This is a genomic window from Microtetraspora fusca (assembly GCF_001570365.1).
Taxonomy (GTDB): Bacteria; Actinomycetota; Actinomycetes; order Streptosporangiales; family Streptosporangiaceae; genus Microtetraspora; species Microtetraspora fusca.
The window spans coordinates 136323-151547 of the sequence record NZ_BBYK01000041.1 but is presented as its reverse complement, the minus strand read 5'-3'; the positions used below and the strand labels follow the sequence as shown (position 1 = coordinate 151547).

The 15225-nt window shown below is 71.2% G+C and carries 11 protein-coding genes; 6 read left to right on the top strand and 5 right to left on the bottom strand.

The window, feature by feature from the left end:
• From AWQ68_RS08055 to AWQ68_RS08045, 3 genes are all read left to right on the top strand, one after another.
• The coding region (locus AWQ68_RS08055) for a peptidoglycan recognition protein family protein (protein ID WP_306306796.1) at window positions 1–865 on the top strand (865 nt) is incomplete at its 5' end.
• A 665-nt stretch (window positions 866–1530) separates the two neighbouring features.
• Window positions 1531–2274: a glycosyltransferase family 2 protein gene (locus AWQ68_RS08050; RefSeq protein WP_245655801.1), complete on the top strand. Its 744-nt coding sequence runs from the start codon at window positions 1531–1533 to the stop codon at window positions 2272–2274.
• Window positions 2275–2428: 154 nt separating this feature from the next.
• The gene (locus AWQ68_RS08045; RefSeq protein WP_066937075.1) at window positions 2429–6022 is read left to right on the top strand and encodes a lipopolysaccharide biosynthesis protein; all 3594 of its coding nucleotides are present in this window, start codon (window positions 2429–2431) and stop codon (window positions 6020–6022) included.
• A gap of 11 nt (window positions 6023–6033) precedes the next feature.
• Here the strand turns inward: AWQ68_RS08045 and AWQ68_RS08040 are convergent, their stop codons facing one another.
• Complete coding sequence (locus AWQ68_RS08040) at window positions 6034–7434, bottom strand: GH39 family glycosyl hydrolase (protein WP_066937072.1); 1401 nt, start codon at window positions 7432–7434, stop codon at window positions 6034–6036.
• Window positions 7435–7514: 80 nt separating this feature from the next.
• Here AWQ68_RS08040 and AWQ68_RS08035 point away from each other — a divergent pair, with 80 nt between their 5' ends.
• Window positions 7515–8591 (top strand): GNAT family N-acetyltransferase, encoded by a 1077-nt coding sequence (locus AWQ68_RS08035; RefSeq protein ID WP_066937710.1) that lies wholly within the window; start codon window positions 7515–7517, stop codon window positions 8589–8591.
• On the opposite strand, the gene AWQ68_RS08030 is transcribed toward AWQ68_RS08035, so the two are convergent.
• Window positions 8578–9822, bottom strand: coding sequence for a cytochrome P450 (locus tag AWQ68_RS08030; protein WP_218006805.1), 1245 nt, complete (start codon window positions 9820–9822; stop codon window positions 8578–8580). The two genes, AWQ68_RS08035 and AWQ68_RS08030, sit on opposite strands and share 14 nt — an antisense overlap.
• A gap of 70 nt (window positions 9823–9892) precedes the next feature.
• On the opposite strand from AWQ68_RS08030, the gene AWQ68_RS08025 reads away from it, so the two are divergent.
• A complete protein-coding gene (locus tag AWQ68_RS08025; protein ID WP_066937066.1) occupies window positions 9893–11011 on the top strand; it encodes a GNAT family N-acetyltransferase in 1119 nt (372 codons plus the stop codon).
• A 46-nt stretch (window positions 11012–11057) separates the two neighbouring features.
• On the opposite strand, the gene AWQ68_RS08020 is transcribed toward AWQ68_RS08025, so the two are convergent.
• Window positions 11058–11993: a glycosyltransferase family 2 protein gene (locus AWQ68_RS08020; RefSeq protein WP_066937063.1), complete on the bottom strand. Its 936-nt coding sequence runs from the start codon at window positions 11991–11993 to the stop codon at window positions 11058–11060.
• 131 nt (window positions 11994–12124) lie between these two features.
• On the opposite strand from AWQ68_RS08020, the gene AWQ68_RS08015 reads away from it, so the two are divergent.
• Complete coding sequence (locus AWQ68_RS08015; protein WP_218006804.1) at window positions 12125–12901, top strand: polysaccharide deacetylase family protein; 777 nt, start codon at window positions 12125–12127, stop codon at window positions 12899–12901.
• Window positions 12902–12911: 10 nt separating this feature from the next.
• On the opposite strand, the gene AWQ68_RS08010 is transcribed toward AWQ68_RS08015, so the two are convergent.
• Both AWQ68_RS08010 and AWQ68_RS08005 read right to left on the bottom strand, forming a co-directional pair.
• Entirely contained in the window at window positions 12912–13847 is a 936-nt protein-coding gene (locus tag AWQ68_RS08010) for a glycosyltransferase family 2 protein (protein WP_066937059.1), read from the bottom strand.
• 24 nt (window positions 13848–13871) lie between these two features.
• On the bottom strand, window positions 13872–15197 hold the full coding sequence (locus AWQ68_RS08005; RefSeq protein WP_066937056.1) for a GH39 family glycosyl hydrolase: 1326 nt from the start codon (window positions 15195–15197) through the stop codon (window positions 13872–13874).
• Window positions 15198–15225 lie beyond the last annotated feature (28 nt).

Genomic DNA, 15225 nt, shown 5'->3' with positions numbered 1-15225 from the left:
CGCGAGCGCAGGCTCGGCGGGCATGACCGGCGCGGGCACGGCGGTCGCGGACGGCATCACCGGCGCGGGCGCGACGGGTGTCGGCATGAGGGGGGCCGCGCCGATCGCCCGGCTCACCGTGGGAACCGCGTTACCCCTCGCGCCGCGCATCCATACCCGGCAGGAGGGGCGGGCCCAACCGCCGCGGCGGCGCGCCCAGGTGGTGCACCACGGGCCGGACCGGATCGTCGTCCACCACACCGCGACCGCCAACGTCTCCGACACCGGGCTCGACGCCGCCTTCCGGCTGTCGCAGGCGATCCAGCGGTACCACATGTCCCGCAACGGCTGGGACGACATCGGCCAGCAGTTCACGGTCAGCCGCGGCGGCTACGTCATGGAGGGGAGGAACGGCACGCTCACCGCCATCGCCCGCGGGGAGCACGTGATCGGCGCGCACACGGCCAACCACAACGACCACACACTCGGCATCGAGACCGAGGGCACGTACATGAGGGAGCTGCCTCCGCACCGGCAGATCGTCGCGCTGACCCGCCTCGCCGCCTGGCTCTGCGGGGTCTACGGGCTCGACCCGACCGTGGCGATCATCGGCCACCGCGACCTCAACCCCACATCGTGTCCGGGCGACAGCCTCTACGCGTACCTGCCGGAGCTGCGCCGCCGGGTGGTCCGGCGGATGGCGCAGTTCCAGGACCCCACGCAGGCGGCCGCCCTGGCGGCCCGGGCGGCGCAGGCCGCGCCGCCGGTGCCGTTCGAGCGCCGGCCGCCGCGACGGCTCGCGCTGCCGGGCAGGGGGGACTTCCTCGGGAGCGGCGTGCCGTTCGAGCACGGCCCTGCCCTGGGACGGCACGACCTGACGGACTGACCGATTCCGCGCGGGTGTGGGACCGGACCGTTCCCACGCCCGCGCGCCGATGTGACGCCGGCCGTCGTCGACGGCCCGGTCGGGCGGCCGGCGAGCCGCCATGCGAAGCGGCCGGCCACGCGGCGTACGACGGTTGGATCACGTTTTGGGAACGGGGTAAACGGGACGACGGATCCAGACGTCAGCGTTGACACGCTACTGCGAGCTTGGTCAGATGAGTTTAACGATCAGTCGCCGCCGGGGGTTACGCGGTTTTCCTCTCCTCCGATCCCGTGCCCCGCGTCGGCGCGAAGACCGAGTTCGGCGAGGGTGGGGGCATTGCACGAGATCCGCTGGAAAATCGGGACAAAATGCGTACCGCGCGATCGACCCCCCGGGACATAGATCAGGAATGTAACGTAGCCCTCGTTTTCCGGCGGATTTTCGGTCGTCCTGCCAACCTGATCGGGCCGTCGCGAGACCTAACAGGTACGTTCCAACGTCCTCGCTGATAGCGACGGGCAACGTGCCCCCGCCCCGATGGCGCCGCCAGCACCATGCCCCGAATGCCCCCGGAGGATCCTCATAACATGAACCCCGAGAGCACCAAATCTATCTCACGTTCACATTTAACGGCATTCACTCACAAGCCGTCTAGTGACGGATTTATCCGTCTAACGCCTGATATGGCGATATCTCCGCGCGTCAGCGTCGTGGTCCCCGCCCTCAACGAGGCCGAGAACCTGCCGCACGTCTTCGCCACGCTCCCCCGCTGGGTGAGCGAGGTCGTCCTGGTCGACGGCAACTCGACCGACGACACCGTCGCCGTGGCCCGGCGGCTGCGTCCCGGCCTGCGCGTGGTCCAGCAGAGCGGGAAGGGCAAGGGCGACGCGCTGGCCGCCGGGTTCGCCGCCTGCACGGGCGACATCATCGTGATGATCGACGCCGACGGCTCCACCGACGGCCGCGAGATCATCAGGTTCGTCGGCGCGCTGGTCGCCGGCGCCGACTACGCCAAGGGGTCGCGGTTCGCCAGCGGCGGCGGGAGCGACGACATCACCCTCAGCAGGCGCCTCGGCAACTTCGTGCTCAGCACGCTGGTCAACCGGCTCTACGGCACCCGCTACACCGACCTGTGCTACGGCTACAACGCCTTCTGGGCCCGCCACCTGGACGTGCTCGGCCTCGACTGCGACGGTTTCGAAGTCGAGACCCTGATGAACATCCGCGTCGCCAAGGCCGGGCTGCGCGTGCACGAGATCCCCAGCCACGAGCGCAGCCGCATTCATGGGACGAGTAACCTGCACGCCGTCCGGGACGGCTGGCGGGTGCTCAGGACGATCCTGCGCGAGCGTGGGAAGCGGACCGAGGCGCCCGTCCGGACCTCCGCCCAGGCCCCGTCCGCCGCGGCCGACCAGGGGGCCGCGTGACCGTTCGCACGACCCCGCCGCTTCGCGGTTCCCCTTGCGGCGCGGCGGCGTCCTGCCGGACAATCACGTCGATCTTGCCGTGCCATCGCCCGCGGCGCGTGCTCGCCGCCCGGCCCGATGTGGGGGTACCCGCTGTACCGCTGGAAGCAGCCCCGTGACTGAGATCCTCCCTCGCACGACGCCCGACGACGTGACGCGGGAGGATCAGGGGCGCGCGACTCGCCGCGCACGCTTCACCCTCGGCCTGCGCGACCCCCTGCTCAGGAACGCGTACGCGCTCATGGTCAGCGCGATCGGCTCCGGCGGCCTCGGCCTGATCTACTGGGTGCTCGCGGCCCGCCTGTACGACACGGCGAACGGCGGCCGCGCGATGGCCGCGATCGGGGCGATGCGCCTGCTCGCCGCGATCACGTCGTTCGGCTTCGTCGGCACCCTCACGCGGTTCATCCCAGACGCCGGCCGGGCGACGGGCCGGTTCATCCGCACGGTCTACCTGGTCTCCCTCGCCGCGGCGGGCCTCGCGACCGTGGTCTTCCTGCTCACCCTGGACCGGTGGGGGGACAACTACCGCGACCTGGCCGGGCTCGGCCCGGGGACGCTGTTCCTCGGCGCGGTGCTCGTCTGGGTCGTCTTCACCCTCCAGGACGTGGCGCTGACCGGGCTGCGAAAGGCGACCTGGGTCCCGTTCAGCACCATCGGGTCGAGCCTCGTCAAGATCGTGCTGCTGGTCGCGCTGGCCCGGATCCTGCCCGCGGCCGGGATCACCGTGTCGTGGGTGGTCGCGGTCGCGCTCTCCGTGCTGCCGGTCAACCTGCTGATGTTCCGCAGGCTCGTCCCGCGCCACGCGCGCGACACGGCGGACCGCACGCCGCCCGCCCTGCACGCCGTCGGACGGTTCCTCGCGGGCGACTACCTGGGATCCACGTTCATCCTGGCGATCACGTATCTGCTGCCCGTGATCGTGGGCGTCCACGTGGACGCGACGACGTACAACTACTACTACAGCACCGGCATGCTGGGCGGCATCCTGGAGATGCTGGCCTTCACGATGGCCTCCTCGCTGACCGTGGAGGGCGTCTTCGACTCGGCCGGGCTCGCCCAGCACGCCCGTCGCGCGCTCGCCCGCTCGCTGGCGGTCCTCGGCCCGGCCGTGCTCGCCGTCGTCGTGCTCGCGCCGTACGTCATGGCGGTGTTCGGGCCGGGGCACGCCGCGCACGCGACCACCCTGCTGCGGCTCATCGCGCTTGCGGCTCTGCCCCGCGCGGTGATCGAGATCTATCTGGGCGTGCTGCGGGCGCGCAGCCGCGCCAGGACGCTCGCCGTCGTCCAGGGCGCGATGTGCGCCCTCGCGTTCGGCGGCACCTTCCTGCTGCTCCCCCGCCTCGGGATCAACGGCGTGGGCACGGCCCTCTTGATCGCGCAGCTCTCGGTGGCGCTCGCGATCACGCCCTCCCTGCTGGGCGCGTTGATCGTCCCCGGACGCGCCCCGGCCGGCCCGGTCTCACGCATGATGGTCTCCGTGGCCACCATCCCCCACCGCGCCGGCGCCCTCGTCTCCTCGCTCGGCCGGGCCGTGCCGATCCGCGCCGGCGGCCCCGCGCCGGGCTGGCCGGAGCGGGCGCGACGCTGGGTGCTGCCGATGCTCGCGATCGAGGGGTTCGCGATCTTCGTCATCGCGCTGGTCGCCCCACGCACCTCGCTGACCGGCGTCGACGCGAACCGGATGAACGGCCTCGGCCTGGTCTCCGTCCTCCCTCCGGTGGCGCTCGGCGGACTGGCGCTGCTCATCGCGTCGTTCTTCGTGACGCTGACGCAGCGCCGCTACCGTCCGGTCCTGCTGCTCCTGCAGCTCTTCGCCGTCACCTTCTGCCTGCACGGCGCGTCGGCGCTCGTCTCCGACGAGCCGCGGTTCCCGACGGCCTGGCTGCACGCGGGGTTCGTGGAGTTCATCGCGCGCAGCGGCGAGACGCTGCCCGGCCTGGACGCGCGCTTCAGCTGGCCGGGGTTCTTCTCGTTGTTCGCCTTCGTCGGCAGCGCGATGGGCATGGACGACCTGCGCCAGTTCATCAACTGGTACCCGGTCGCCGCGAACGTCCTCTACCTGGTCCCCCTGCTGCTGATCCTGCGCCGGATGCGCGCCGACCGGCGGGCCAAGTGGCTGGCCGCGATCCTGTTCGTCACCCTCCAGTGGATCGGCCAGGACTACTTCTCGCCGCAGGGCACCACGTACTTCATGTACCTGCTGTTCCTGGCGATCATCGTCACCTGGTTCGGCAGGGAGGAGCGCGCCGAGCCGGTCAAGCCGCCGCGCACGGTGTTCGGCCGGATCGCACGGCTGCTCGACGCGGCGGACCCCGGCGAGTTCACCTCCCGCCCCGCGGACGGGATGACGCGGATCGTGCTGTTCGCCGTCCTGATCCTGCTCGGCGCCGCGGCCACCGCGAGCCACCAGATCACCCCGTTCATGATGACCTCCGCCGCCCTCGGCCTGGTGATCGTACGGCGCTGCTCGCTGGGCACGCTGCCGTGGCTGGTCGGCGGGCTGGCCGTCGCCTGGGTGAGCTACCTGGCCACGCCGTACTGGGCGGGTCACCTCGGGGACATGTTCGGCGCCTTCGGGTCGCTGGTGAACAACCTGACCACCAACACCACCGGCCGGATCGCCGCCTCGACCGGCGACCCGCTGCACGCGCTCGTGCTGAAGGTGCGGCTCGGCTTCGCCGCCGCGCTCGCGCTGCTGGCCGGGATCGGCCTGCTGCGCCGGCTGCGGCGCAGGGTGATCGACCGGGTCGCCCTGGTGCTGACCGTGCTGCCGGTGTCCGCCATGGCCATGCAGAGCTACGGCGGCGAGATGGGGCTGCGCGTCTACTTCTTCATGCTGCCGGGGGCCTGCCTGCTCGCGGCGTACGCGTTCTTCCCCAGCTCGCCCGACAGCGTGCGGCTGCGCGAGGTCCGCGAGACCCGGCCGGCGCGCTCCGCCCTGGTGCGGCTGCGGACCCGCCTCCCGATGGCGCTCGCCTTCGTGACCGTGGTCGCCCTCGCCGGTGGCTTCTACATCGCGAAGTACGGCAACGAGCAGTTCGAGCGGGTGACCTCCGGCGAGGCCGCGGCGCTCGACTACATCTACGCCCACGACGAGCCGAGCGCCCGCGTCCTGATGCTGACCCCGACCGAGGAGAAGCCCGGCACGGTGACGGGCGACACCGCCTACAGCGTGATCCCGTGGCGCGAGAAGCACGTCGAGCGGATCGAGTGGCTGGGCGTCTCCCCGCCGGTCGATCCCACGGACGTCGCGCCGATCGTGGCGGCGCTGCGCGAGACGGGGCCGGGCACCTTCCTGCTGGCCGCGCGCAGCCAGGAGACCATGATGGAGGTCACCGACCCGCTCGGCGACGGGTTCCCCCGCGACTGGGGCGTCCGGATGCGCAGGGCCATGGCCGCCTCACCCGACCTCGTCACCCTGTACGCGAACCGGGACGCCGCGGTCTACGCGCTGCGCCGGCCCCCGGCGGGCTCGGTCCCCCCGGCCCCCGACCTCACGGTGACCCCGCCCGGCGGCACCGCCTGGACGCCCGTGGGCGTCGCCGCCGTCGTCCTGTACACCGGCACGCTGGTCTCGGCCGAGACGATGCGGCTGACCGGGTCGTCCCGGACGCGGACGCGCCGCCGTCTCATCCAGGCCGCGGCCGTCCTGATGGTGATCGCGCTGGCCGTCGTGGTGGAACGCTTCCTCACGCTCGGCCTCTGACGGTCAGCCGCTCAGCGGTCCGTCCAGCGCACCTCGTACGGCTTGAGCGTCAGCTCGCGGCCGTCCACCCTGGCGGTGAGGCGGCGGTCGGTCGTGTTCACGACGACCGTCCGCCCGGCACCGCCGAGAGCGCGCACCTGGGGCGTCGAGACGTCCACGGCGACCGGGTCGGTCCCTTCGGGGAACCAGCGGGCGAAGTCCTGCAGCAGCCCCAGAGCGGGCCGCGGGGCGCCGTCGTCTCCCGACCACAGGCAGAGCGGGCAGTCGGGGGTCTTCGGCCGGTGGGTGTCCCAGTAGAGCGCGGTGTCCGCGCCGCTCGCGGCCAGCTCGATCAGCGCCGCCGCCGTCACCGCCGTACGGCGCCGCTCGTCCCAGTCGAGCGCGGGACAGGAGCCGCCCGGCTCCAGCGAGGCGCAGGGCAGGGGGTAGAACTCGGCCCACCACACGGGGAGGCCGGAGCGCTCGCGCAGCCACCTGGTCATCGCGCCGAACTTGCCGAGCGCCCCGAACTCGTCCGGCCGGGACCGGCCGTCCTCGCCGGTCACCCCGCCGTCGACGACCACGAAGTCCGCACCCCGCTTGTGGCGCAGCCAGTAGTCCACCGCCTTGAGCACCGTGTGGTCCACCGCGCCCCAGGGACCGGCGACCTCGGAGCCGGCCCCGTCCCCGGCCCGGCCGGCCACCGGCACGTACGGCCCGCCCACCTTGATCTCCGGGTTGACCGCCTTGAGCGCGTCGTACACCTGGTTGTACAGCTCGGTGTAGGCGGCGGCGTTCCACTCCCGGCGCGGGCCGTCCCAGAAGCCCTTGAACTCGTTCCACACGATGAAGTGGCGGACGTCGGGATAGCGCCGGGCCACGGCGGCGGCCAGCCGGGCGAAGTCGGCGAAGTGCTCGCGCCGCGGGGCGATCTCCAGCAGGCTCCAGTCGGTCTCGCCGGGGCGACCGCCCTTCATCCAGTCGGGGGCGCAGCAGAGTGTGATGACCGGGGCCGCCCCGGTCTCCGCCATGAGCCGCACCCGCTCGTCCAGCGAGGAGAAGTCGTACGCCCCCGGCTCGGGCTCCGGGTTGCCCGCCCCGAACCCCATGATGTGCTGGTTCTGCACGACGGGCCGGGCGCCCAGCGCCTCTCGCGCGCGTTCCGCGGCCGCCGGCTCGTCCTCGGTCACGCTGTACTGCGTGTGGGTCATGCCCCAGCGCGGCCACCGTTCGGGCGGCCCCGCCGACCCCTCGAAGGAGAGCGGCGTCACCGCGGCGACCGGGCGCGGCGCCGTCGTCGCGCCGCCCGAGCCGCCGGAGCGCCGGGCGGCGGCGCTCCCCAGGATCGCCGCCATCGCGGCGATCGTCATCACGAGGAGGCCGACCGCGAGCGGCCAACGAGGCGATCCCGTACCGGTCGAGTGCCGTCCCACGCGCGAAAGAATATCGATGCCAGATAGACCTTGCGGGCGTTTGGGGTCGCTTATCTGCTTTAAAGCGAGATTATGGCGTGGTGCAGATTTCTGTGATCCATCCCAGCGATCTCGGCGAACCGGAACTCGATCGATGGCGAAAGTTCCAGGACGCGGATCCGGAACAGGACAATCCCTTTCTGTCCCCCGAGTTCGTCCAGACCGTCGGGATCCTCCGTCCGTACGTGCGCGTGGCCGTCATCGGCGACGGTTCGGGAATCGCGGGATTCTTTCCGTTCGAGAAACACCGCCTCGGCATCGGCCGCCCGGTCGCGGCGGGTCTCACCGACCTGCAGGGCATGGTGTACGCGCAGGGCCTGGATCTCGACGCCGGACGGCTGCTGCGCGCCGCCGGCCTCGCCACGTGGGAGTTCGACCATCTCTCCGTGGCGCAGCCGATGTTCCTCCCCCACCACACGGCCCGCTTCCCGTCCCCGGCCATCGACATCGCCGACGGGTTCGACGCGTACCTCGCCGAGCTGCGGCGGCGTTCCCCGAAGACGCACAAGATGACGCGCTACCAGCGCGGACGGCTCGGCCGCGAGGTGGGCGAGGTCATGCACGTCGCCGAGTCCGCCGACGGCGCCGCGCTGCGCGAGCTGCTCGCCTGGAAGTCCGCGCAGTACCGCAGGACCGGCCGCATGGACAGGTTCGCGCATCCGTGGATCGTCGAGCTGGTGGAGCGGCTGCACGCGATCCGCACCGACCGCTTCGGCGGCGCCCTGTCACTGCTGTACGCCGGGGACCGGCTGATCGCCGGGCACTTCGGCCTGCGCACCGGGACCCGGCTGTGCATGTGGTTCCCCACCTACGACGTCGAGTACGCCCGCTACTCCCCCGGCATGGTCATGCACCTGGACATCGCCAGGGACTTCGCCGAGACGGGCCTGACGCTGATCGACATGGGCCGGGGCGAGAAGGACTACAAGGAGAAGCTCAAGACCCGCGACCTGGAGGTGGCGGAGGGCCGGGTGGCCCGGCCGTCCCCGGGCGCGGCCGTGCAATGGCTGGCCCGCACGCCGGTGCGCACGCTGCGCAACACCGTGCTGGCCAACCCCGCCCTGCGCGACCGCGCGGACCGGGTGCTCAAGACCTACGCCCGGCTCAGGAGAACGTGACGGGCAGCCGCCGGATGGCGTGGTTGAACGTGGACACCATGGGCTCGGGGGGCCCGGCGAGCCGGATGTCCGGCAGGCGGGTGAACAGCTCCTGGAAGAGCACGGTCAGCTCGCGCTTGGCCAGGTGGGCGCCCAGGCAGTAGTGGGCGCCCGGGCCGCCGAAGGCGACGTGCGGGTTGGGGCCGCGGGTGATGTCGAAGACGTCGGGGTCGGTGAAGACCCGCTCGTCCCGGTTGGCGGAGTTGTAGAACAGCACCACCTTGTCGCCGGGGGCGAGCCGCTGCCCGCGCAGCTCGTACTCCTTCGTCACGGTGCGCTGGAGCTGGGTGATGGGCGAGGCGTAGCGCACGATCTCGTCCACGGCGCCGGGCATGTGGCGGTCGTAGTCCGAGAGCAGCAGCTCGCGCTGCTCGGGGTGCTCGCTCAGCAGCGCGAGGGCGTGCGACATGGTGTGGCCGGGAGTGTCGATGCCGGCGACCACAAGGAGCAGGAAGAACGCGCCCAGCTCCATGCCGGTCAGCCGCTCGCCCTCGACGTCGGCGTTGGCCAGGGCCGAGATGACGTCGTCGCCGGGGTCCCGGCGACGCTGCCGGCCCAGCCGGATCACCAGGTTGCGCAGGCCGAAGGTGGCCCTGGTGTTCTTCAGCGCGTGCCGCAGCATCCCCTTCGGGTCGCTGCGCACCGCCTGGTATTCCACGGTGTCGCGGACCCAGCGCAGGACCTGCGGCCGCTCCTCGTCCGGGATGCCCAGTAGGTCGCAGACAACGTGCGTGGTGTAGTCCTGGGTGACCAGCTCGACGAAGTCGCCCGGACCGTGCGCGGCCAGGACGCTCACGGCCTGCTCCGCGCGCCGCCGCATGGGCTCCTCCAGCCGCGCCATCATGCGGGGGGCGAACGCGCGGGAGACGATCCGCCGCAGCCGGGTGTGCTCGGGGGCGTCCTTGTTCTCCAGCGAGTCGCCGTAGATGTATTTCACCCATTTGGGGGGTTCTGGATTGGTAACCGCCGGGCTGTTGGCGAAAACCGCGCCGTTCCTGCTCGCCTCGGTCACGTCGGAGTGGCGGACGAGCGCGTAGAAACCCTTGCCCGCGCGCGCCAGCGGAACCTTGGGCTGGGCGAAGAACAAAGGACGCTCCTGCTCCCTGAGCCACGCGAAAGCCTCGTGTCGCTCCGAAACGGGCCGCTCCCAGAAGTCCAGCTTCGCAATGTCGAGATCAGCGGTGAGCTTCACTCCCAAAGGATCCCACATCGCGGCATTCCGTCACCCTAGAATGGGCATTCCCCCGCCGCGAAAGGATCTCATGCAGATCTCGGTCATCCGCCCGAATGAACTCGGCCCCGGCGAACAGGCGGAATGGCGGTCGATGCAGGACTCCCAGCCGCATTTGGCCAGCCCGTTCCTCTCCCCGGAATTCACCATGGCCGTCGGCGAGGTGCGGGACGACGCCTTCGTCGGGGTGCTCTCCGAGGGGAACCGCACGGTCGGCTTCTTCCCGTTCGAACGCCATCCGATGGGGGTGGGAAAGCCGATCGCGGGCTGGGTCTCGCTGGCCCAGGGCGTCGTCCACCGGCCGGGGGCCGAGTTCGACGCCGCGGCCCTGCTGCGCGGCTGCGGGCTGGCCGTCTGGGAGTTCGAGTTCCTGGTCGGCGGCCAGCCGTGGTTCGCCCCGTACGCCACGCTCGAGGCGGAGTCGGTGCTCATCGACGTGGGCGGCGGATACGACGACTACCTGGCCAAGGTGAAGGCCAACGCGCCGCGCACGCTCAAGATGGGCCTCTACCGCGAGCGCAAGCTCGGCCGCGACGTCGGGCCGCTGCGGGTGGAGCTGCACAGCGCCGACATCGGCGACCTGCGCACGCTGATGCGGTGGAAGTCGAGCCAGTACCGCCGCATCGGCCGCCCGGACCGGTTCGGGCAGCCGTGGGTGGTCGAGCTGGTCGAGCGGCTGCACGCCGGCCGCGCGCCCGGCTGCACGGGCCTGCTGACCATGCTGTACGCCGGGGACACGCCGATCGCCGGGCACATCGGGCTGCGGTCGGGCCCGCTGCTGGCCGGCTGGTTCCCCGCCTACGACGCGGAGTTTTCCAAGTACTCCCCCGGGCTGGTCCAGCACCTGCTGATGGCGAAGGCCGCCTCGCAGGACGGCATCACCCAGATGGACTGGAGCGTCAGCAAGGGCGACGACTACAAGCAGAACCTGCGCACGAGCGGCCACCTGGTGTCCGAGGGGTGCGTGCGCCGCCGCTCCGCCGGGGCCGCGCTGCACTGGGTCCGCCACTCCCCCGTCCGGTCGGCGAAGCAGTACGTGCTGGACCGGCCGCGCCTGTACGGCGTCGCCGACCGGGTGCTGCGGCGGTACGGGAACCTGCGCCGCGGGGCCGCGGCGGGCTCGAGCGGCGACGGCGGCGCGGCGGAGTGACCCCGTATGGGGTCGTCGGGCGGAAGACGAAAGTGTGGCGGCGCGGTCAGCTCGTGGCCCCGGCGGCCGCCAGCCGGGCGAGCACCCACGAGCGGCTCACCGCGTGCAGCGCCATCGCCGCCGCCACGTACGAGCGGACCTCCAGCGGGCTGGCACGGAACGCCCGCGAGGCCCAGCGCAGCGCCTCGCGCCGCTGCCCGAGCATGCCCTTGGACAGGGCGATCTGCCCGGCGATGCGCGCGTGCCCGCGGCGCATCTCGGCGAAGTCGGGGTACTCCCGCAGCAACCACTCCAGCGCCTCGGCGATGACCGCCCAGTTCCCGGTGAAGTGGGAGGTGCGGCCGTGCACGCGGATCCGCACCCCCACCTGCCGCACGTACGCCACGGGGGCGTGCGCGGCCAGGCGCAGCAGCATCTCGTAGTCCTCGGCGAAGCCGCCGGGGATCTCCTCCGAGAACAGCCCGACGGGGCCGAGCAGCACGTCGCGGCGCATCAGGAACGAGGACGGCGGCGCCTCCTTCACCCGGGAGCGCAGCAGGTCGGCGAAGGTGATCTCCGGCTTGCCCCAGACGCACTCGCTGGTCCAGCCGTCGTGGAGGGACACGGCACCGGAGGCGACGGAGCCCGCGTCGGGACGCCGCTCGAGTTCGGCGACCTGCGCGGACAGCTTGCCGGGCAGCCACGCGTCGTCGTCGTCGCAGAAGCCGACCAGGTCGGAGTCGGTGGCGAGGACGCCGGCGTTCCGGCTCGCCGGCAGCCCCGCCTGGCGGTCGCTGAGCATGACCCGCACCTCGCGCGCGGGGCCCGCGCCCAGCTCGGTGAGGCTCTCGTCGGGCGCCACCCGGTCGTGGACCACCATGACGGTGATCCGGCCCGGATAGTCCTGGCGAACGATCGACTCCACCGCCTCCCGCAGGAGCTCGGCACGGTCACCGCGGGTGCAGATGACGGCCGCCACCGAAAGCGGGCGCTCTTCGCTCATGACCGTGATCGTAGCAGCGCGATCCGTTATTCATGGGGTTTGTGAGAAGGTGCGGCTTTCGCCACGCGCATGTACGTCACGATGCGATCACGAACTCGAAGGCGCGCTAATTGAATTCCTACACTTCTTGAGTGCCTGCGATCTGGATGTATCACTCAGTCGATCACTACACGTACGATCCCTACACGCTGACTGTCACTCCTGAGAATTTCGAATCGCAGATCAGATGGATCTACAAGCAGGACAAGCGCGGCGTGACGATGCGGGAGTTGCTCTCCGCCGATGACCGGAGCGGCATGATCGCGCTCACCTTCGACGACGGGTACGCCGATTTCATGGAGCACGCGCTTCCCGTTCTCCGACGCTACGACTTCACCGCGAGCCTGTACATCGTGTCGGGACTGCTGAGCCAATACAACAAGTGGGACGAGCCCGGCCCGCGCAAGGAGCTGATGAGCGCGGACGACCTGCGGCGCGCGTCCGACGCCGGCATGGAGATCGCCTCGCACGGCCTGACCCACACCGCGCTGACCACGCTGGACGACAAGGACCTGGCCAAGGAGCTGACCCGCAGCCGCGAGATCCTGCGCGAGATCACCGGCCAGCCCGCGGACGGCATCTGCTACCCGTACGGCTTCGCCGACGAGCGCGTGCTCGACGCGGTCCGCGCCGCCGGGTACGCCTACGGCTGCGTCACCGTCGATCCGTACCGGGGGCAGGGCCCCTTCGCCTACACCCGGTCCTGCATCGGCGACGGGTACGGATCGCTGCGGCTGCGCGTGGCGCCGACGGAGAAGTGGCTGCGCACCCAGCTCCGGCGGATCCGGCCGGTCCACGCGGCCGGGCGCATCGCGGCGGTCCCGCCGCTGATCGACGGCATCGCCCGGCTCGCCGACACCCTCACCTGAGGGACGGCGGTCAGGAGGTCGCCCCCGCGGCGTTGAGGCGGCGCTGGACCCAGGAGCGGCTCACCGCACGCATCGCCAGCGCGGTCACCACGTACGACCGGATCTCCAGCGGGCTGGCCAGGAACGCGCGCCACGCCCAGCGCAGCGCCGCTCCACGCCGGCCGAGCATGCCCCAGGACAGGCTGATCTGCCCCGCCACACGGGCGAACCCCCGGCGCTCGGAGCGGAACTCGGGATAAGTGGAAAGCAGCCACTCGTTGGCCTCGGCGATGGTCTCCCAGTCGCCGGTGAAGTGCGACGTGCGGCCGTGGCCGCGGACCCGGACCCCCACCTGGTGGGCGTACACGATGGGCGAGTGGCGCGCGGCGCGCAGCAGCATCTCGTAGTCCTCGGCGAAGCCGCCGGGGATCTCCTCCGAGAACAGCCCGATCGGGCCGAGGAGCGCGCTGCGGTAGACGAGGAAGGAGTCGGCGTTCGCCTCCTTCACCCGCGACATGAGCAGGTCGGCGTGCGCGATCTGCGGCTTGGGCCACATGCACTCGGCCGACCACCCGTCGTACGTGGTCACCGCGCCGCAGGAGGCGAACAGCGCGCGGGGCCGCGCCCGCAGGGCCTTGACCTGGCCGGTGAGCTTGCCGGGCAACCAGGCGTCGTCGTCGTCGCAGAAGCCGACCAGGTCGGAGTCGGTGGCGAGGATGCCCGCGTTCCGGCTCGCCGGCAGCCCGGGACGGCGGTCGCTGAGCATGACCCGCACCTCGCGCATGGGGCCGGTGCCCAGCTCGGTGAGGCTCTCGTCGGGCTCGGCGCGGTCGAACACCACCATCACGGCGATGCGACCCGGATAGTCCTGGGCGACGATCGACTCGACCGCCTCCCGCAGAAAGGCGGCGCGGTCACCACGGGTGCAGATGACGGCCGCAACGGAAGGCCAGTTGTGGTCGCTCATGCCGAAAAATGCTACCGGAACGGATTATCGCCCGCGAGAAATCCAGCGGACCTCATATGGAGCAAGATCGACGGCTTTTCGGTCAATTGTCGCTTTGACCGATTCATTCTGAGTGTTCACGACGACGATTCGGTCCGCCTGGCCGAGCGCCCGTACGGACGCGGGCGAGACGTCCACCGGCACGATCGGGGTGCCGCGGGGGAACGAGCGGGCGAACTCCTGGATGAGGCGGAGCATCGCACTCGGCCGCCCGCCGTCCGCCTCACGCGGGTTCGTCCAGAGGCAGCCCTCGGGGCACTCCTGCCTCTCCTCCTGACGGCTCCAGTAGAGGGCGGCGGCGGTCCTGCTCCGGGCGAACTCCATCATGGCCGCGGCGTGGACGGCGAGCCGCTTGTTCTCCGGCCAGCCGGAGCGGGCCGGCTCGGCGTACCACTCGGCCCACCAGATCGGCAGGTTCGTGTGCCGGTGCAGCCACGCGTTGACGGCGGAGAACTTCTTCAGCGCGCCGAACTCGTCGGGGACCATCCCCTTGTCGCTCTCGGACGTCCCGTCCACGACGATGAAGTCCGCGCCCTTGTTGTGCTTGATCCAGTACTTCAGCGCGTCGAGCACGCGCTGGTCCACGTTGCCCCAGTCGCCGTGCAGCTCCGACGGCGCGTCGAACCCACCCAGGGCCGGGTACGGCCCGCCGACCTCGATCTTGGGGTTGACGGCCTTGAGCGCCTGGTAGACCCGGTTGTACATGTCGGTGTAACCCTCGTAGTTCCACCGGTGCTTGTCCTCGTCGAAGAAGCCCTTGAGCTCGTTCCACACGATGAAGTGGGTGACGTCGGGATATCTGCGGGCGATCCGGGCGGCGAGGTCGGCGAAGTCCTGGTAGTGCTCGGGCAGCGGCGCCACCTCGATGTGGTTCCAGTCGGTACGGCCGGGGGTGCCGCCCTTCATCCAGTCGGGCGCGCAGCACAGGGTGATGACGGGGATTCCGTGGGTCTTGCGGATGAGGTCGATCCGCGCGTCCAGGCTGGCGAAGTCGTACTCGCCGGGTCGGGGCTCGGGGTTGAGCGCGCCGAAGCCCATGATGTGCTGGTTCTGCAGGACGCGCTTCTCGGCGATCGCGTTGCGGGCGGTCCTGAGCGCCTGCCGCTGACCGTAGTCCACCGTGTACTGCGTGTGTGTGAAGCCGAAGACGGGCCAGGTGGACGCGGTCGCGGCGTCCTCGGTGGCGGTGACCTCCGCCCCGGAGACCGCCTGGCCGGACGCGCCGCCACCTAACGAGCAGGCGATCAGGATGAGCCCCAGAATCGCCGCACAGGCGGCCGTGCCGGCCCATCGGCGGAATCGAACACGCACCGTGTCTCCCCTTTGGGCCGGCCCACGT

What these genes read in the sequence shown, in the direction of transcription:
- AWQ68_RS08010 (WP_066937059.1), bottom strand. Translation starts at nt 13,847, where the DNA reads ATGAGCGACCACAACTGGCCTTCCGTTGCGGCCGTCATCTGCACCCGT.
- AWQ68_RS08050 (WP_245655801.1), top strand. Translation starts at nt 1,531, where the DNA reads ATGGCGATATCTCCGCGCGTCAGCGTCGTGGTCCCCGCCCTCAACGAG.
- AWQ68_RS08025 (WP_066937066.1), top strand. Translation starts at nt 9,893, where the DNA reads ATGCAGATCTCGGTCATCCGCCCGAATGAACTCGGCCCCGGCGAACAG.
- AWQ68_RS08020 (WP_066937063.1), bottom strand. Translation starts at nt 11,993, where the DNA reads ATGAGCGAAGAGCGCCCGCTTTCGGTGGCGGCCGTCATCTGCACCCGC.